This is a genomic window from Streptomyces sp. NPDC051172 (assembly GCF_040682555.1).
Lineage (GTDB): Bacteria > Actinomycetota > Actinomycetes > Streptomycetales > Streptomycetaceae > Streptomyces.
The window spans coordinates 35,970-53,730 of the sequence record NZ_JBFBBE010000013.1; the positions used below are offsets into that span (position 1 = coordinate 35,970).

Sequence of the window (17,761 nt, forward strand, 5' to 3'; positions counted from 1 at the left end):
TTCACCCTTCGGCTTGCCGGTAAATGATGGTGGTGCTGCCCACGACGATCCGCGAGCCGTCGCGGAGCGTAGCGCGGGTGGTGTGCTGCCCGTCCACCACGATGCCGTTGGTGGACCCGAGATCCTGGATCGTCGAGGGCGTTCCGGTCCGGATCTCGCAGTGCCGGCGGGAGACGCCGGGGTCGTCGATCCGCACGTCGGCTTCGGTGCTGCGGCCCAGCACCAGCGTCGGGCGGGAGATCTGATGGCGGGTGCCGTTGATCTCGATCCAGTGGCGGGTGCGTGAGCCGGGCTGTGGTGCGCCGACCGGGCCGCCCGCGCCCGGACGCTGGCCGAAGGGCGCGGCGCCGGGCGGCGGTACGGCAGGCATGGGCGGGGCGCCCGCGGGTGCGGCGGCCGGCGGGTAGCCGTACCCTCCGCCGGGGCGGCCCGCGGAACCGGCCGGCGGAGCGGCGGATCCGGGAGCCTGCTGGCTGCTGGAGGAGGCGAGCGTACGGCTGCGCACCCGGTACAGGCCGGTGTCGAGGTCGTCCGCCTTCTCCAGGTGGACCTTGATGGGGCCCATGAACGTGTAGCGCTGCTGCTTGGCGTAGTCGCGCACCATGCCGGCCAGCTCGTCACCGAGCTGGCCGGAGTAGGGGCTGAGCCGCTCGAAGTCCGGTGTGCTCAGCTCCACGATGAAGTCGTTGGGGACGACCGTGCGGTCGCGGTTCCAGATGGTCGCGTTGTTGTCGCACTCACGCTGGAGCGCTCCGGCGATCTCCACGGGCTGGACCTCGGACTTGAACACCTTGGCAAAGGTGCCGTTGACCAGACCTTCGAGACGCTGCTCGAACTTCTTCAGGACTCCCATGAGGCACCTCCTCCGATGTCGCTTCCGTCCAGTGTCCCGGTTGGCGGGCGCTGCCTTGCCTGGTACTGCTTACTGATCGTATCCACGCGCGGGTGAATCAGCTGGTTCCCCCTGTCGGCCCGGTCGACGGGTGTCGACGCTGGACGAAGTTCCCTCCGGAGGTTCCCTCCGAAGCTGCCCTTCGAACTCCTCCCACGCACTCCTTCTGCCCAGGATCGTAGAGGCGGCCGCAGACCAGTGTCCCGCACCTGGCTGTGGACCCTGCCCTGCTCCGGGGGAGACGGGCAGGACCGGTACGAGGTTGATACGTGAATCGGTACGTGTTGATACGGAGCGGAGGGCTTCGCGGGCGGGTCGTCGGCGTGCCGGTGGTTCGCAGGTCGCGTGGCGGGACGGGCGCGGGGCGGCCGGTCGACGGCCGGACGGCACGTCCGTGCTGGTGGGCGGCTGCGCAGGGATAAGGGATGTGAACCCGCCCCGGCCAGCGTGCTAATGTTCTGGGTGTCGGAAGGCGCCAGCCCAAAGGGCCGAAGCCGGAGGACACACCCAATGCGCGGGTGGCGGAATAGGCAGACGCGCTGGATTCAGGTTCCAGTGCCCGCAAGGGCGTGGGGGTTCAACTCCCCCCTCGCGCACCAGCCGAAAGCCCCAGGTCTTTGACCTGGGGCTTTCGCGTTGTCCCGGCCGGTGTGAGGCGCGTTACCCGGTGAGGACAATCACATGGGCCGCCGGTACGGTCCCGGGCGGCGTTTTCCACAGGTGCGGAGTTGTCCACAGGGTCTGACGCGCCTTGCCCACCGGCTGTACGGTCGGCACGAGTTGATGTTCATCGGCGTGCGGGGGAGGCGGTTGGCGTGACCGGAATCGGAGAGGCAGCGGCGGGGTCGGGCGTACGGCGGCTTCCGCGGGTGCGGGGCTTCGCCGAGTGGCCCGCCGAGGGATCACCCAAGGACGAGGGCAAGGCGCTGCGCAAGCGGGTGCCGCGCAGTGCGCACTCCGCGCTCGACCTCGACGGCTCCCGCCCGCCCGCGGCCGACGTGGTCGAGGAGTCCCACCGCGGCCGGATCGCCGAGCTCACCCCGATACGTGCGGGCCGGATGGCGGCCACGCCCTTCGCCTTCCTGCGCGGCTCCGCCGGCCTCATGGCGTACGACCTCGCCCGCACCCCCATGACCCGGATCCGCGCGCAGATCTGCGGCGACGCGCATGCCGCCAACTTCGGCCTGTACGGGGACGCACGCGGCGACCTGGTCATCGACCTCAACGACTTCGACGAGACCGTCCACGGCCCCTGGGAGTGGGACCTCAAGCGGCTCGCCGCCTCTCTCGTGCTCGCGGGCCGGGAGGCCGGCGCCGACGAGGACCAGTGCCGCAAGGCGGCCTACGACGCGACCGGCGCCTACCGCCGCACCATGCGGCTGCTCGCCAAGCTGCCGGTGCTGGACGCGTGGAACGCCATCGCGGACGAGGAACTCGTCTCCCACACCGACGCCCACGACCTGCTCGGCACCCTGGAGCGGGTCTCCGAGAAGGCGCGGGCCAACACGAGCGGGCGTTTCGCGGCGAAGTCGACGGAGCAGGCCGAAGACGGCGGGCGCCGCTTCGTCGAGGCGCTGCCGGTGCTGCGTCGGGTGCCCGACGCGGAGGCCGCGGCGGTGGCCGCCGCACTCGAGCAGTATGTGACGACGCTCTCCGAGGACCGGCTCCCGCTGCTGGCCCGCCATGCGGTGCACGACGTCGCCTTCCGGGTCGTCGGCACGGGCAGCGTCGGCACCCGCTCGTACGTCGTGCTGCTCCTGGACCACCGGGGGGAGCCGCTCGTCCTCCAGGTGAAGGAGGCCCGCCCCTCGGCGCTGGTGCCGCACCTGGTGACCGCGGGCTTCGATGCGCCGCAGGTGGAGCACGAGGGCCGCCGGGTGGTTCTCGGGCAGAAAAGCATGCAGGTGGTCAGCGACATCCTGCTGGGCTGGACCTCGGCGGACGGACGGCCCTTCCAGGTACGTCAGTTCCGCAACCGCAAGGGCAGCGTCGACCCGGCGGCGCTCGCCGCCGACCAGATAGACGACTACGGCCGTATGACCGGCGCGCTCCTGGCCCGCGCCCACTCCCACAGCGCCGACCCGCGCCTGGTCGCCGGGTACTGCGGCAAGAGCGAGGAACTGGACGAGGCGATCGCCGACTTCGCCGTCGCCTACGCCGACCGCACGGAGGCCGACCACGCCGATCTGGTGACTGCGGTGCGGGCGGGGAGGGTTGCGGCGGAGATGGGGGTGTGAGGGGAGTGCTCGCAGGGGGGCGGCGGGTGAGGAGCGCCGGGTGAAGTACCTCGACCGGGGCGTTCACCACTGATCCGGGGCACTACGACTTCCACGGCAAGCGGTGTGTGAGGGGTCTCAGGCCGCAGGGCGTGCCCCGGACCGACGAGGACGAGATCCGCTTCGGGCACAGCGGCTTCAAGCACGACGTGAGCCTCCTTGTCCTCTACACGGGTGTCTCGCGTTTCCAGGTGGACATCCTGGATGTGTGCGACGCGAGCGCGTTGTGCGAGGTGATTCTCGACGAGGTGCTGCCGCATGGCGACGGCTGTACTCATGAGATCGCGTGCCGGCAGGGGACGATGGCCGTGGTGTGCCGGGACCCTGGTGGTGGAGTGGGGCGATGCGGACTGCCGGAGGTTCGGGGTGAGGGCCGGTGACATCGAGGCCGGTGGGCATCGGGGACGGGACGTCCATGGACCCCGGGCGCAGGGGGCGAGGAGTCCGTGGCGGCCGTCGGGTTTTCGCTGGGTGGTGACGCCTGGTGGGGCGGGCGACTGCGGGCTTGCGCCGCGCGGAGGTCGGATTGCAGGTCGTGACGCCGGGGCTTCGGTGCCGATGTCGGTGGGTCCGAGAGGCGGGCCGGGGTGGCCTACGCTGGTCGGGTGACGAGCCCGGAAGCTGAGCAGGGTGGTGTCGCCGGCGAGGCCGAGGCGATGCCCCAGGACGGTGCGCCGCGTCCCGAGGAGCGGCTGGAGCGGGCCGTGCGGGCCGCCGAGCAGGCGCTGATCGAGTACGAGATCGCTGTCGAGACCTTCCGTGTGGAGGTCGAGAACTTCTCCCGGCTGCACCACCAGAAGCTCGGCCCGATGTACGCCCGCCTGGACGAGCTGGACGCGGAGATCGCCGAGGCCCGGGCGGCCCGCACCGGCGACCCCGAGGACCGTCGCAAGGCGGACGAGGCGCGGGCCCGGGTGCTGCCGATGCCCGGCGTCGAGGAGCTGTTCCACGGCTGGATGGACGGGGAGGGGCTCTTCCCGGAGGCCGTGGCGATGCTCACGGACCAGCCCGTGCGGCCCCCACAGCGGGTGCGCCCCAGCGACGAGGCCCGCAAGCTCTACCGCGAACTGGCCCGCAAGGCCCACCCCGACCTGGCCCAGGACGACACCGAGCGGGCCCGGCGCGAGGAGTTCATCACCCGCGTCAACGCCGCCTACGCCCGCGGCGACGAGACCCTGCTGCGGGAGCTGGCCGAGGAGTGGGCCAAGGGACCGGCGCCTCAGGAGCGCGGTCCGAGCCGCGCCGAGGAGCTCTACGCCCGCCTCGAATGGCTCGCCCAGCGCAAGGAACTGCTCTCGCTGGTCGCCAAGGAACTGGAGGAGAGCGCGATCGGCGCGATGCTGCGGCTGGCACCGGACGATCCGGACCGGCTGTTGGAGGAGATCGCCGAGAAGCTCCTGGCCGATGTCTCCCGGCGCGAGGCGGAGCTGGCCGAGCTGCTGGGGTAGCCCCGCGGCTCGGGCGGCCGGTTCCGTGCCCGGCCGCGTCGGGTAGCGTCTTGGGCATGCATTTCGGAGCTGGTGTGCCCACGGTCGAGGTCTCGGACCTCAAGGACGGCGACTTCCTGCTGGACGTCCGCGAGGACGACGAGTGGCAGGCGGGTCACGCCGAAGGGGCACTGCACATCCCCATCAGTGATTTCGTCGCCCGTTACGGCGAGCTGACCGAGGCCGCGCCGCAGGACGGTCGCGTCAACGTGATCTGCCGCTCCGGCGGCCGCTCGGCGCAGGTCGCGATGTACCTCGTGCAGCAGGGCATCGACGCCGTGAACGTCGACGGCGGCATGCAGGTGTGGGCGGCCACGGGCCGCCCGGTCGTGACGGACGAGGGGCAGCCCGGGTTCGTCCTGTAGCTCGCGGCGGGCCGGTCAGCCCAGCGGGTGCGCCGCCAGCAGGTCACCGAGGGCCTCCTCGTGCGCTGCCGACGGGCCGAGCTGCAGTTCCAGGTGCTTGGCCCAGGCGTGGTAGCGGTGCAGCGGGTACTCGACGTCCGCCCCGAACCCGCCGTGCAGATGCTGTGCCGTCTGCACGACCCGCCGCACGCCCTCAGACGCCCAGATCTTGGCGACGGCGACGTCACCGGAGGCGGGCAGTACGCCGGGCGCCCCCGAGGCGATCCGCCACGCGGCCTGCCACAGCGTGGCCTCCATCGCCCGCAGGTCGATGTACCGGTCGGCGGCCTGCACGGCGACGGCCTGGAACGTGGCGACGGGGTATCCGAACTGCTCGCGTTTGCCGGTGTATTCACTGGTCATCGCGAGGGCCCGTTCGCCGAGGCCGAGGGCCAGTGCGCAGGTCCCGGTGGTCAGCAGTTCGCGCAGCCAATCCCATGCACCGTGGGCGTCGATGACGTCACGGGCCGGGACCCGTGCGGACTCCAGATGCAGTTCGCCGAGTCGTTCGCCGGTGGTGGAGACCTGCTCGTCCAGCCCGACGCCTCGGTGGATGCGGGGGACCACGGCGAGGAGGGTGCGGTCGGCGGTCGTATGGGCGGGCACGACGACGAAATCGGCGGTGTGCGCCCACGGCACGGCGGTCTGCACCCCGTCCAGGATCCACTGGTCGCCCTCCTGCCGTGCGGTCACGGCGAGTTCGGCCGGGTCGTGGCCGGTGCGGCCGTTCACGGCGACGGTCAGCACCGCCTCGCCGCGCCCCGCGCGGGTGAGCAGCGCCGACTTCAACTCCTCGCCACCGTAGGCCTGTACGGCCGCGGCGGCCGCGCTGGTCTCCAGCAGCGGAACGCGCGCCAGCACCTTGGCCGACTCCCGCAGCACCAGGCACAGGGCGATGGCGTCCAGGCCCGCCCCGCCGAACTCCGTGCCGAGCAGCAGGCTCAGCAGGTCCGCCTCGGCGAGTCTGGTCCACAGTGCGCGGTCGAAGTCGTCGGCCACGGCGCCGGGGACGAGGGAGGGGCTGGGCACGGTGTCCGGTGCGACCCCGGCGAACACCCCCCGTGCCGCCTCGGCCGCCGCCTGCTGCTCCTCGGTGAAGGTGAAGTCCACGGTCCTGTCCCTCCGGAGGGTCCGCTGATCTGACGGACCGTCAAGATAGAACAGGTTCTAGAAGAAGGGAACGGTGCGCCGACTCCGGAACCGTGGCCGTGGGTTCAGCGGTCGAAGTCCAGCTCCACCTTCTCCGTCACCGGATGCGACTGGCACGCCAGCACGTATCCCGCCTCCGTCTCCTCCGGTTCCAGCGCGAAGTTGCGGTCCATGCGCACCTCGCCGGTCACCAGGAAGGCCCGGCAGGTGCCGCACACTCCGCCCTTGCAGGCATAGGGCGCGTCGGGCCGGTTGCGCAGGACCGTCTCCAGCAGGGACTCGCCGTCCTGCACGGGCCAGGTCCCGCCGCGGCCGTCGAGCCGGGCGGTGACCGTGCTGTGCGCGGGGACGGTCGCGGCCGGCGCGGGGGCGGCGGCGTCCACGTGGAAGATCTCCTCGTGGATGCGCGTGCGCGTCACACCGAGCCCCCGCAGGGCCCGCTCGGCGCCTTGGACCAGCCCGAACGGCCCGCACAGGAACCATCCCGCCACCTGTCCCACCGGCAGCAGTGCCGGAAGCAGCTCCGTCAGCCGCTCCTGGTCGAGGCGCCCGGACGGCAGCCCCGCCTGCTGTTCCTCCCGGGACAGCACCGTCACCAGCTGCAGCCGCCCCGGATACCGGTCTTTGAGATCGGCGACCTCGTCCAGGAACATCGTCGAAGCGGCCGTGCGGTCGCTGCGTATCAGACAGAACCGGGCCTCCGGCTCGCGCGCCAGCAGCGTCGAGACGATCGACAGCACCGGGGTGATGCCGCTGCCGCCGACGATCGCCGCGTACAGGCCTGGCGCGGGGTCGAGGGTGAAGCGGCCGGCCGGGGTCATCACCTCCAGCTCGTCGCCGACGTTGATCTCCTTGAGCGCGTACGTCGAGAAGGCTCCGCCCTCGACCAGCCGCACGCCGACCCGCAGGGTGTCGGGGCCCGCAGCGTCGGGGGCCGGTGCCGGGGAGCAGATCGAGTACGTCCGCCGTATCTCCTCACCGTCGGCCTGGCGCCGCAGGGCGAGGTGCTGGCCCGGGGCGTGCCGGTACTCCTCGAGCAGTTCCTCGGGCACCTTGAGGGTGAGGGCCACGGAGTCGTCGGTGAGCCGGTCGACCGCTGCCACCCGGAGCGTGTGGAAGCGGGCCATCACAGCTCCTTGAAGTGGTCGAAGGGTTCCCGGCAGGACAGACAGCGCCGCAGCGCCTTGCAGGCGGTGGAGGAGAAGCGGCTGAGCAGCTCGGTGTCGGTGCTGCCGCAGTGCGGGCAGCGCACCGGCTCCAGCGTGCGGGTCGGGCCCAGGGACACGGGGACCGGCCCGGAGGCCTCTCGCATACGCGGGGGAGCTATCCCGAACTCCCGCAGTTTGCGCCGCCCTTCGGCGGTGATGTCGTCCGTCGACCAGGCGGGCCGCAGCACCGTGCGGACGGTGACGTCCCGTATGCCGTGCGCGTGCAGTACTCGCTCGATGTCCAGGGACATCGCCTCGATGGCGGGGCAGCCGGTGTAGGTCGGCGTCAGTTCGACCTCGACCGAGTCCGCGCCGCGCACATGCACCGCGCGCAGGACGCCGAGCTCCTGGAGGGTGAGCACGGGCAGTTCGGGGTCGGGCACCGAACCGGCGATCTCGAGAAGTTCGGACTCCAGAGCGGTGGTCGTCGTCACCATGACGCTCCCGGGTGGCTGCGGTGCAGGTGCTGCATCTCGGCGAGCATCCGCCCGAAGGACTCGGTGTGCACGCCCTGACGGCCCGCGCCGGCCGTCCACGCCCCGGCGCGCGGCCCCTCGGGGACCGTCAGGGTCGCGCGGTGCAGCACAGCCCCGACGGACTCCAGCCAGGCCGTCTCCATCCCCGCCAGGTCTACGTCCAGGCCCTCCACCGACTGGAACATCTCCCCGGTGAACCGCCACAGGGCCGTGCATGCGCGCTGCATGCGCTCGTGGCCGGTCTCCGTGCCGTCGCCGAGTCGCAGGGTCCACTGCTCGGCGTGGTCGCGGTGGTAGGCGACCTCCTTGACGGCCTTTGCGGCAAGGCCTGCGAACGGGCCGTCCGCGGCGGCCAGTTCGGCGTACAACAGGTGCTGGTAGGTGGAGAAGTAGAGCTGGCGGGCGATGGTGTGGGCGAAGTCGCCGTTCGGCTGTTCCACCAGCTGGAGGTTGCGGAAGGCGCGCTCCTCGCGCAGATACGCCAGCTCGTCCTCGTCGCCCACCGTCGACAGCAGCACGCGGGCCTGGCCCAGCAGGTCCAGCGCGATGTTGGCGAGGGCGACCTCCTCCTCCAGAACGGGGGCATGCCCCGCCCATTCGCCGAGGCGGTGCGAGAGCACCAGGGCGTCGTCGCCGAGGGCGAGGGCGGCGGTCACAGGGACGGTCGTGGTCACAGGTGCTTCACCCCCTCCGGGATCTCGTAGAACGTCGGGTGCCGGTACGGCTTGTCGGCGGCCGGCTCGAAGAACGGGTCCTTCTCGTCCGGGGAGGACGCGGTGATCGCGGACGACGGGACGACCCAGATCGAGACGCCCTCACCGCGGCGGGTGTACAGGTCGCGGGCGTTGCGCAGGGCGAACTCCGCGTCCGGCGCGTGCAGGCTGCCGGCGTGGGTGTGCGAGAGGCCGCGGCGTGAGCGCACGAAGACCTCCCACAGGGGCCAGTCGGTGTTCGTCATGCTCGCGTCGCTCCCATCTCGCCGGGCTTGTTGCTCCCACGGGTCCCGCTCGTGTGTTTGGCCGCGTAGGCCGCGGCCGACTCCCGCACCCACGCACCTTCCTCGTGTGCGCGCCTGCGCTGGGTGAGCCGCTGCTCATTGCACGGGCCGTTGCCCTTGAGGACCTCTTTGAACTCCGTCCAGTCGATCGCGCCGAAGTCGTAGTGCCCCCGCTCCTCGTTCCACTTCAGGTCCGGGTCGGGGAGGGTGAGGCCCAGCGACTCGGCCTGGGGGACGCAGATGTCGACGAAGCGCTGGCGCAGCTCGTCGTTCGAATGCCGCTTGATCTTCCATGTCATCGACTGCGCGGAGTGCGCCGACTCGTCGTCGGGCGGACCGAACATCATCAGGGACGGCCACCACCAGCGGTTCACCGCGTCCTGCGCCATCTCCCGCTGCTCCGGAGTGCCGCGGCCGAGGGCCAGCAGCAGCTCGTACCCCTGGCGCTGGTGGAAGGACTCCTCCTTGCAGATGCGGACCATCGCGCGTGCGTACGGGCCGTAGGAGCAGCGGCACAGCGGGACCTGGTTGGTGATCGCGGCGCCGTCCACCAGCCAGCCGATCGCGCCGACGTCCGCCCAGGTCAGCGTCGGGTAGTTGAAGATCGAGGAGTACTTCTGGCGGCCGGAGTGGAGCTTGTCGAGCAGTTCGTCGCGGCCGGTGCCGAGGGTCTCGGCCGCGCTGTACAGGTAGAGCCCGTGTCCGGCCTCGTCCTGGACCTTGGCCATCAGGATCGCTTTGCGGCGCAGGGAGGGCGCGCGGGTGATCCAGTTGGCCTCCGGCTGCATGCCGATGATCTCGGAGTGGGCGTGCTGCGCCATCTGCCGGACCAGCGTCGCCCGATAGGCGTCGGGCATCCAGTCGCGCGGCTCGATGCGCTCGTCGGCGGCCACGGCGGCGTCGAAGGCGCGCTCGTACGCACCGGTGCCGCCGGTGTCTTCCGCAGTGCCGTACGCCTGGTGCGCGGCTGCTGTCGCCATGCGGTCCCCCTCGACCTGGGCTCTGTCCGGAGCTGGCTCCCGACCGATCGTTCGGTTCGTGCGATTCCATGGTGGGACGGGCGCCGTAAGGTGTCAACCGCTGTGGATAACTTGTCGCCCCTGTCCTGTGGACAAGTGGGGCGACCTCGCGTATGCCGCGACGAGCTCGGTCCGACAGGGGCTGTGCCGGGCGGGGGGGCCTGAGTACCGTGCCCCTGCGAGTGCGGTGGCGCATGGCGAGTGCGGTGGCGGATTGGGAGACGGGGCGGAATGGACGCGTACGGCACAGACTCGGACGCCCGGCAGGGGCTGGACGGGCCGGGCAGGTCGGGCGGTGCGCCCGAGCCGGATGCTCCGCCCGGGCCGGTGGGGCCGCCCGAACCGGACGGATCGTCCGCGCTGGACGGCCCGCCTGCGCAGGACAGCCCGCCCGAGCCGGCGGGCCCGTACCCGCTGGACGACCCGCAGGACGCCTCGACGGACGCCGCCGTGCTCGAATCCGGCGGCCTGGCCTTCTCGGTGACTCCGGCGCCCGGCCCGTACGCCGAACCCCGTACCGGGGTGGCCGCTCTCTCCCCGCGCTACCAGATCGGCGCCGCGCTGGCGCTCGCTGTCGTCGCCGTCCTCGTCTGTGTGCATGTCGGGATGGTCTTTCTGCACGTCGCGCCGTCGAATACGCTGACCAAGGCGCACGGCAAGGCGATCGACGACTGGATCTACCCGGAGTTCGAGCAGAACTGGAAGCTGTTCGCACCGAACCCGCTGCAGCAGAACATCGCCGTCCAGGTGCGCGCCGAGGTGCAGGAGAAGAACGGCGACGTGCGGACCACCGGCTGGTACGACCTGTCCGCGGAGGACGGGCAGGCCATCCACGGCAATCTGCTGCCCAGCCACACCGAGCAGAACGAGCTGCGCCGGGCCTGGGACTTCTTCGTCTCCACGCACGACGGCAACAACCGTCCGGCGGGGCTGCGCGGCGCTCTGTCCGAGACCTATCTGCGGCGCATAGTGGTGCTCCGCCTGCGCCGCGACGACGCGGCCGGGAAGGGCGGGGCCATCGATCAGGTGCAGGTCCGTTCCCGTACCACCAACGTGCCCCCGCCGAAATGGAGCACCGAGAAGATCTCCGACAAACCCATGGACCGCGTGCTGCCCTGGTGGCCGGTCACGGCCGCCGACACCGACGGAGGCGCCCGGTGAACCGCTTCGCCCTCTCGGTCTCCTCCGCCATCGCCCGCATCACCGAATCGGCGCTCGGCCCCTACCAGTCCGCAGTGATCCGCATCGGCTTCAGCACGACCTGGCTGCTGTTCCTGCTGCGCGAGTTTCCCCACCGTGAGGAGCTGTACGGCCCCGGCAGTCCGTGGAGCTGGGACCTCGCCCAGCAGCTGATCGCGTCCAACAGTGCCTTCACGGCTCTCATGTGGTCGGACGGCCGGGGCTGGTTCGAGTTCGTCTACGCGCTCGGCGCCCTCTCGAGCGTCCTGCTGCTGCTCGGCTGGCGCACCCGCACCATGTCCGTGCTGTTCATGATCGGGGTGCTCTCGCTGCAGAACCGCAGCGTGTTCATGGGGGACGGGGGCGACAACGTCCTGCACCTGATGTCCGTCTACCTCGTGTTCACGCGCTGTGGCCAGGTCTGGTCGCTGGACGCACGGCGGGCAGAGCGTGCGCGTCGGGCACGCGCGCGTGGAGAGCAGGTGTCCGACCGGGTCGGCCCGGCGCTGTGGGTTGTGCTCGGGTTCTCGCTGATCGCGGTGACGGCCGGCGGGCGGTTCGGCGGCGCCGATCTGACCGTTCCGGTGATCCTGTGGGGCGTCTGGGTCGGGCAGGCCGTGTGGTGGCTGGTCGGGCGCCGGGCGAAGAGCGGGGAGCCGAGGATCCTGCTGGACGTCGTCGCGAACATCGTGCACAACGCCGCCCTCTTCGTGATCACGACGGAGGCCTGTCTGATCTACGCGACGGCCGGCTGGTACAAGATCCAAGGCACGCGCTGGCAGGACGGCACAGCGGTCTACTACCCCCTCCACCTCGACTACTTCTCGCCCTGGCCAGGGCTTGCCGACCTGCTGTCGTCGAGCGGCACGATGGTGATGCTCGTGACGTACGGGACGGTGATCGTGCAGGTCGCCTTCCCGTTCACGCTGTTCAACCGGCGAGTCAAGAACGTCCTGCTGGCGGTCATGATGACCGAGCACGCCGTGATCGCCGTCGTCCTCGGGCTGCCGTTCTTCTCGCTGGCGATGATCGCGACGGATGCCGTCTTCCTGCCGACATCGCTGCTGCACCGCCTCGGCGGCTGGGCGGCACGCGCGCGTGGCCGCGTCCTCGCCCGCACCGGCCGTGCGACGCCGTCCCGGCCGCGCGCCCCGGAGAGCCCCGAGCCCACACATGTGGGCTCCACGGCGTGAGCCTGCGCCCATGCGCACGTGCCGCGGGGCGTGAGCTGCGGTCCCGCGCGCACGTAGGCTGCACGCCATGACCGAACCCGCCCCCGACCCCGTGACCGCCTGGCGCCGGATCGCCGGCACCTGTGTGCTGCTCGACGGTTTCCACGCCCTCAAGCACGCCGTGCGTTTCGGAGCCGAGGTCCCCGTGGCGGTCACCGCCGACCGGCGGGCGGCGCTCGCCCTCGCCGAGGAACTCGCCCCCGATGTGCGGGATGCGCTGGCCGGCCTCCTCACCGAGGTGCCTGAGCCGACGTACCGGAGCCTGGTGCCGCGTCCGCATCCCACCGCCGTCGCCGCCTTGGCCGTACGACCGTCCCGTACGGCCAATCTGGAGAAGCTCGCGCACATCCCGCGCACGGCCCCCGTCGTGGTCCTCGACAACCCGCGCAACCTCGGCAACGCGGGCGCCGTGATCCGTCTGGCCGCCGGTTTCGGTGCGACCGGTGTGGTCACCACCGGCACTCTCGACCCATGGCACCCCACGGTGGTGCGCGGCGGCGCGGGGCTGCACTTCGCGACCGCCGTGGAACGACTGGCGGTCGACGAACTGCCGGCGGGACCGCTGTTCGCCCTGGACCCGGAGGGCGACGACATCCGGGGCGTCAAGCTCCCGGACGACGCCGTCCTCACGTTCGGCTCCGAGCGCAGCGGCCTGTCCGGCGAACTTCGCGCGCGTACCGACCACTTGCTGTCGCTGCCGATGCGCCCCCAGGTCTCCAGCTACAACCTCGCGACCAGTGTGGCCATGACGCTGTACCACTGGAGCGCCACCGGGGGCGCGCTCAGTTCCTAGGCCTCGCGGCGCACCTCGACCACCCGGAACCGGTTCGCGACGAACGCCCCGTCGCACAGCGCCGAGTTGGCCGCCGGGTTGCCGCCCGAGCCGTGGAAGTCCGAGAACGCGGCCGTCTGGTTGACGTACACGCCGCCCGTGAGGTTCAGGGACAGCTGGGCGGCCTCCTCCAGGCAGACCTCCTGGACCGTCTGCTCGACCTCCTCGTCGGTCGTGTATGCGCCGACCGTCATCGCGCCCTTCTCCCGGATGGTGCGGCGCAACAGCTCCGCGCCCTCCGCGGCCGAGTCGACCGCGACGGCGAAGGAGACCGGGCCGAAGCACTCGCTCATGTACGCGGCCTCGTCGTCCCCCTCCCAATATTTCCGCGCGCCGTCCAGCTTCACGATCACCGGCGTGCGCACCACCGCGCCCGGGAACTCCGGGTTGCTGATCTCCCTGGAGGCCAGGGCGACTTCGCCGAGACCGGCGGCCGCCCCCAGGCGGGCCTTCACGTCCGGGTTGACGATCGCGCCGAGCAGGGCGTTCGCGCGCGCGTCGTCGCCCAGGAGGCCGTCGACCGAGCGGGCGAGGTCGGCGACCACCTCGTCGAAGGTCCTGGGGCCCTCGTCGGTGCGGATGCCGTCACGGGGGATCAGCAGGTTCTGCGGAGTCGTGCACATCTGGCCGCTGTACAGGGACAGCGAGAAGGCCAGGTTGGAGAGCATTCCCTTGTAGTTCGCAGTGGAGTCGATCAGCACCGTGTTGACGCCGGCCTTCTCCGTGTAGACCTGCGCCTGGCGGGCGTTGGCCTCCAGCCAGTCGCCGAACGCCGTCGAGCCCGTGTAGTCGATGATCCGGATCTCCGGGCGCGTGGCCAGCGTCTTCGCGATGCCCTCGCCGGCCTGCTCGGCGGCCAGCGCCACCAGGTTCGGGTCGAAGCCCGCCTCGGCGAGGACCTGGCGCGCGACCTGCACGGTGAGCGCGAGCGGCAGCACCGCGCGCGGGTGGGGCTTCACCAGGACCGCGTTGCCGGTGGCGAGGGACGCGAACAGGCCCGGATAGCCGTTCCACGTCGGGAAGGTGTTGCAGCCGATCACCAGCGCGACCCCGCGCGGAACCGCGGTGAACTGCTTGTTGAGCGCCAGCGGGTCGCGCTTGCCCTGGGGCTTGCTCCACTCCGCGGTGTCGGGGGTGCGGACCTGCTCCACGTACGCGTACGCCACCGCCTCCAGACCGCGGTCCTGGGCGTGCGGCCCGCCCGCCTGGAACGCCATCATGAAGGCCTGGCCGGAGGTGTGCATGACCGCGTGCGCGAACTCGTGCGTCCGGTCGCTGATCCGCTTCAGGATCTCCAGACACACCACCGCGCGCGCCTCCGCGCCGGCGTCGCGCCACGCGCGCTGTCCGGCCTTCATGGCGGGCAGCAGCTCGTCGACGTCCGCGTGCGGATAGGTCACGCCCAGTTCGATGCCGTACGGCGAGACCTCGGCACCCACCCAGTCGTCCGTGCCGGGCTGGCCGAGGTCGAGGCGGGTGCCCAGCAGGGCGTCGAAGGCGGCCTTGCCCGCGGCCGCGTCGAGGCTGCCGTTCTCGCCGTAGGCCTTGGGGTGTTCGGGGTGCGGGGACCAGTACGCGCGCGTGCGGATCGCTTCCAGCGCCTGGTCGAGGGTGGGCCGGTGCTTGGCGATCAGGTCGCGGGTGGTCAGTTCGGCGGCCATGCGGGACCAACTCCTCGTCTTGAGAACTCTTCGTCGAGCTCATGACCTGGCAGAAACATGGGCAGGAACAGCCGGTCAGAGTTAGAGTAACCGAACGATCGGTCGGGACAAGGGGGCCTGCCGCATCTGTGGAAAACCCCGTGCGGGAGGATCGCGCACATGACAGCACTCGACCTCAGCAGCCCCGTGGCCGTCGTCGGCACCGGCACCATGGGCCAGGGCATCGCCCAGGTCGCGCTGGTCGCAGGCCACCGCGTACGGCTGTACGACGCCGCTGCCGGGCGTGCCTCGCAAGCGGCCGCGGCGATCGGCGCCCGCCTCGACCGGCTCGTCGAGAAGGACCGGCTCACGGCCGCCGACCGGGACGCGGCACGCGAGCGGCTGCTGCCCGCCGAGAGCCTGACCGAGCTCGCCGACTGCTCCCTGGTCGTCGAGGCCGTCCTGGAGCAACTGGACGCCAAGCAGGCCCTGCTGCGTGAGCTGGAGGACATCGTCGCCGAGGACTGTCTGCTCGCGACCAACACCTCCTCCCTGTCCGTCACCGCCATCGGCGGGGCCCTGCGCCACCCCGGGCGCTTCGTCGGCCTGCACTTCTTCAACCCCGCGCCGCTGCTGCCCCTCGTCGAGGTCGTCTCCGGGTTCGCCACCGACGTCTCGTCGGCCACGCGCGCGTACGAGATGGCGCGCGCCTGGGGCAAGACACCGGTCGCCTGCGCCGACACGCCCGGCTTCATCGTCAACCGCATCGCCCGGCCCTTCTACGCCGAGGCCTTCGCCGTGTACGAGGCCCAGGGCGCCGACCCCGCCACCATCGACGCGGTCCTGCGCGAGTCGGGCGGCTTCAGGATGGGCGCCTTCGAGCTGACCGACCTCATCGGACAGGACGTCAACGAGTCCGTCACCCGCTCCGTGTGGCGCTCCTTCTTCCAGGACGTGCGCTTCACGCCCTCGCTCGCCCAGCAGCGCCTGGTCGAGTCGGGCCGGCTCGGCCGCAAGAGCGGTCAGGGCTGGTACGAGTACGGGGACGACGCCGAGCGCCCCGAGCCGCACACCGCGGAGCCCGCACAGCAGCCCGCGTACGTCGTCGTCGAGGGCGACCTGGGCCCCGCCTCCGAGCTGCTCCCGCTGATCCGCGAGGCGGGCATCGCCGTGCGCGAGGAGGAAGAGGACCACGGCACCCGCCTGGTGCTGCCGAGCGGCGGCCAGCTGGCGCTCGCCGACGGCCAGACCTCCGTCGAGTTCCGCGACGTCGTCTACTTCGACCTCGCCCTGGACTACCGCAGGGCCACCCGCATCGCCCTGTCCGCGTCCCAGGACACCTCGGCGCAGACCCTCGCCGAGGCCACCGGCCTCTTCCAGGCGCTCGGCAAGGACGTCAGCGTCATCGGTGACGTCCCGGGCATGATCGTCGCCCGCACGGTCGCCCGGATCGTCGACCTGGCGCACGACGCCGTCGCCAAGGGTGTGGCCACCGAGGAGGACATCGACACCGCGATGCGTCTGGGCGTCAACTACCCCCTCGGGCCCTTCGAGTGGAGCCGCAGGCTTGGCCGCAACTGGGCGTACGCCCTCCTCGACGACCTGCATCTGCGCGATCCTTCCGGGCGCTATGCGCCCTCCCTCGCGCTGTACCGGCACGCGTACGCCTCCGACAAGCGGGAGGGCAGCCAGTCATGACCACCGCCAAGCGCGACACGTACACCCCGGAGACGCTGCTGTCCGTCGCCGTCCAGGTCTTCAACGAGCGCGGCTACGACGGCACGTCCATGGAGCACCTCTCCAAGGCGGCCGGCATCTCCAAGTCGTCGATCTACCACCATGTGGCCGGAAAGGAGGAGCTGCTGCGCCGGGCCGTCAGCCGGGCGCTCGACGGGCTCTTCGGGATCCTCGACGAGGAGCACGCGCGCGTGGGGCGCGCCGCCGACCGCCTCGAGTACGTCGTGCGGCGCATGGTCGAGGTGCTGATCGGCGAACTGCCGTATGTGACGCTGCTGCTGAGGGTGCGCGGCAACACGGGCACCGAGCGGTGGGCCCTGGAGCGTCGCCGCGACTTCGACCACCAGGTGGCCGAGCTGCTGAAGGCGGCGGCCGCCGACGGGGACGTACGCGGTGACGTGGAGGTGCGGCTCGCCACCAGGCTCGTCTTCGGGATGATCAACTCGATCGTCGAGTGGTACCGGCCCGACGGGCGCGGCATGAGCGAGCGCGAAGTGGCCGACGCAGTCGTGCAGCTGGTCTTCGGAGGGCTCCGCAACGAGGTCTGAGACGCCTCGCAGGGCTCAGCCCTGCGGCTCCAGGTCCTCCTCCTCGAACACCAGCAGTGTGCGGGTGCTGAGCACTTCGGGCATGGCCTGGAGGCGGGTGAGCACCAGTTCGCGCAGTGCCTTGTTGTCCGGTGTGTGCACCAGCAGCAGCACGTCGAAGTCGCCGCCCACCAGGGCGATGTGTGAGGCCCCGGGCAGCTGTCTGAGCTGCTCGCGCACCGTGCGCCAGGAGTTCTGGACGATCTTCAGGGTGATGTACGCCGAGGTGCCCTGACCTGCGCGCTCATGGTTGACACGGGCCCCGAAGCCACGGATGACACCGTCGTCGATGAGACGGTTGATACGGGCGTAGGCGTTGGCCCGTGAGACGTGCACCCGTTCCGCGACCGACCTTATGGATGCGCGGCCGTCCGCCTGGAGCATCTGGAGAATGTCCAGATCGATGGCGTCGAGCGGACGCGGGAGCGGTAGGGGACTTCCACCTTCCGGCCCTTCGGCCATTTGTTCAGGTGCCATGTCCCCCCGCCTCCCTACCATGGACGTACTGCGTTCATTTCAGGTTGTGGAGAACCGTTTGTCCACAGCCTGGAGGTGCCTGTAGCCAAAATGTGCCGACGACCGAACAATCGGTAGGTGAGGCGCATCACACCCGTGGCGCGCCTGAAGCCGCTCCCACGAGGAGGTG

Annotated in this window: 18 protein-coding genes and 1 tRNA gene; 10 read left to right on the top strand and 9 right to left on the bottom strand. The window is 71.1% G+C overall.

Going from position 1 to position 17,761, the window contains the following annotated elements; all coding sequences use genetic code 11:
- Position 1: 1 nt before the first annotated feature.
- The gene (locus AB0N07_RS10395) at positions 2–853 is read right to left on the bottom strand and encodes a DUF3662 and FHA domain-containing protein (RefSeq protein ID WP_365833817.1); all 852 of its coding nucleotides are present in this window, start codon (positions 851–853) and stop codon (positions 2–4) included.
- A gap of 551 nt (positions 854–1,404) precedes the next feature.
- Between AB0N07_RS10395 and AB0N07_RS10400 the strand changes: the two genes are divergently transcribed.
- The 5 genes from AB0N07_RS10400 (at position 1,405) to AB0N07_RS10420 (ending at position 5,020) form a co-directional block, all read left to right on the top strand.
- A tRNA-Leu gene (locus AB0N07_RS10400) sits at positions 1,405–1,491 on the top strand.
- A gap of 225 nt (positions 1,492–1,716) precedes the next feature.
- Positions 1,717–3,129 (top strand): DUF2252 domain-containing protein, encoded by a 1,413-nt coding sequence (locus AB0N07_RS10405; RefSeq protein WP_365833918.1) that lies wholly within the window; start codon positions 1,717–1,719, stop codon positions 3,127–3,129.
- 131 nt (positions 3,130–3,260) lie between these two features.
- The gene (locus tag AB0N07_RS10410; protein WP_365833818.1) at positions 3,261–3,548 is read left to right on the top strand and encodes a hypothetical protein; all 288 of its coding nucleotides are present in this window, start codon (positions 3,261–3,263) and stop codon (positions 3,546–3,548) included.
- A 276-nt stretch (positions 3,549–3,824) separates the two neighbouring features.
- Complete coding sequence (locus tag AB0N07_RS10415; RefSeq protein WP_365833919.1) at positions 3,825–4,616, top strand: J domain-containing protein; 792 nt, start codon at positions 3,825–3,827, stop codon at positions 4,614–4,616.
- Between the two features lie 74 nt (positions 4,617–4,690).
- The gene (locus tag AB0N07_RS10420; protein ID WP_365833920.1) at positions 4,691–5,020 is read left to right on the top strand and encodes a rhodanese-like domain-containing protein; all 330 of its coding nucleotides are present in this window, start codon (positions 4,691–4,693) and stop codon (positions 5,018–5,020) included.
- Positions 5,021–5,035: 15 nt separating this feature from the next.
- On the opposite strand, the gene AB0N07_RS10425 is transcribed toward AB0N07_RS10420, so the two are convergent.
- The 6 genes from AB0N07_RS10425 to paaA form a co-directional block, all read right to left on the bottom strand.
- A complete protein-coding gene (locus AB0N07_RS10425; protein ID WP_365833819.1) occupies positions 5,036–6,169 on the bottom strand; it encodes an acyl-CoA dehydrogenase family protein in 1,134 nt (377 codons plus the stop codon).
- A gap of 104 nt (positions 6,170–6,273) precedes the next feature.
- A complete protein-coding gene (locus AB0N07_RS10430) occupies positions 6,274–7,335 on the bottom strand; it encodes a 2Fe-2S iron-sulfur cluster-binding protein (RefSeq protein WP_365833820.1) in 1,062 nt (353 codons plus the stop codon).
- Positions 7,335–7,850, bottom strand: coding sequence for a 1,2-phenylacetyl-CoA epoxidase subunit PaaD (gene paaD, locus AB0N07_RS10435; RefSeq protein WP_365833921.1), 516 nt, complete (start codon positions 7,848–7,850; stop codon positions 7,335–7,337). Before paaD ends, AB0N07_RS10430 begins: the two co-directional genes overlap by 1 nt.
- Positions 7,847–8,566 carry a 1,2-phenylacetyl-CoA epoxidase subunit PaaC gene (gene paaC / locus AB0N07_RS10440; RefSeq protein ID WP_365833821.1) on the bottom strand — a complete coding sequence of 240 codons (720 nt, stop codon included), beginning with the start codon at positions 8,564–8,566 and terminating at the stop codon, positions 7,847–7,849. The genes paaD and paaC overlap by 4 nt, the downstream gene beginning before the upstream one ends.
- On the bottom strand, positions 8,563–8,850 hold the full coding sequence (gene paaB / locus AB0N07_RS10445) for a 1,2-phenylacetyl-CoA epoxidase subunit PaaB (protein ID WP_057606276.1): 288 nt from the start codon (positions 8,848–8,850) through the stop codon (positions 8,563–8,565). Before paaB ends, paaC begins: the two co-directional genes overlap by 4 nt.
- Positions 8,847–9,869: a 1,2-phenylacetyl-CoA epoxidase subunit PaaA gene (paaA, locus tag AB0N07_RS10450; RefSeq protein ID WP_365833822.1), complete on the bottom strand. Its 1,023-nt coding sequence runs from the start codon at positions 9,867–9,869 to the stop codon at positions 8,847–8,849. Before paaA ends, paaB begins: the two co-directional genes overlap by 4 nt.
- A gap of 270 nt (positions 9,870–10,139) precedes the next feature.
- Between paaA and AB0N07_RS10455 the strand changes: the two genes are divergently transcribed.
- The 3 genes from AB0N07_RS10455 (at position 10,140) to AB0N07_RS10465 (ending at position 13,112) form a co-directional block, all read left to right on the top strand.
- Positions 10,140–11,069 carry a DUF5819 family protein gene (locus AB0N07_RS10455; RefSeq protein WP_365833823.1) on the top strand — a complete coding sequence of 310 codons (930 nt, stop codon included), beginning with the start codon at positions 10,140–10,142 and terminating at the stop codon, positions 11,067–11,069.
- The gene (locus AB0N07_RS10460) at positions 11,066–12,280 is read left to right on the top strand and encodes an HTTM domain-containing protein (RefSeq protein WP_365833824.1); all 1,215 of its coding nucleotides are present in this window, start codon (positions 11,066–11,068) and stop codon (positions 12,278–12,280) included. Before AB0N07_RS10455 ends, AB0N07_RS10460 begins: the two co-directional genes overlap by 4 nt.
- A 67-nt stretch (positions 12,281–12,347) precedes the next feature.
- Complete coding sequence (locus AB0N07_RS10465) at positions 12,348–13,112, top strand: TrmH family RNA methyltransferase (RefSeq protein ID WP_365833825.1); 765 nt, start codon at positions 12,348–12,350, stop codon at positions 13,110–13,112.
- Here AB0N07_RS10465 and paaN read toward each other — a convergent pair.
- Positions 13,109–14,812 (bottom strand): phenylacetic acid degradation protein PaaN, encoded by a 1,704-nt coding sequence (paaN, locus tag AB0N07_RS10470; protein ID WP_365833826.1) that lies wholly within the window; start codon positions 14,810–14,812, stop codon positions 13,109–13,111. The two genes, AB0N07_RS10465 and paaN, sit on opposite strands and share 4 nt — an antisense overlap.
- Before the next feature lie 159 nt (positions 14,813–14,971).
- On the opposite strand from paaN, the gene AB0N07_RS10475 reads away from it, so the two are divergent.
- Positions 14,972–16,489 carry a 3-hydroxyacyl-CoA dehydrogenase gene (locus AB0N07_RS10475; protein WP_365833827.1) on the top strand — a complete coding sequence of 506 codons (1,518 nt, stop codon included), beginning with the start codon at positions 14,972–14,974 and terminating at the stop codon, positions 16,487–16,489.
- A complete protein-coding gene (locus AB0N07_RS10480; protein WP_365833828.1) occupies positions 16,486–17,076 on the top strand; it encodes a TetR/AcrR family transcriptional regulator in 591 nt (196 codons plus the stop codon). The genes AB0N07_RS10475 and AB0N07_RS10480 overlap by 4 nt, the downstream gene beginning before the upstream one ends.
- A gap of 15 nt (positions 17,077–17,091) precedes the next feature.
- On the opposite strand, the gene AB0N07_RS10485 is transcribed toward AB0N07_RS10480, so the two are convergent.
- The gene (locus AB0N07_RS10485; RefSeq protein WP_365833922.1) at positions 17,092–17,577 is read right to left on the bottom strand and encodes an Lrp/AsnC family transcriptional regulator; all 486 of its coding nucleotides are present in this window, start codon (positions 17,575–17,577) and stop codon (positions 17,092–17,094) included.
- Positions 17,578–17,761 lie beyond the last annotated feature (184 nt).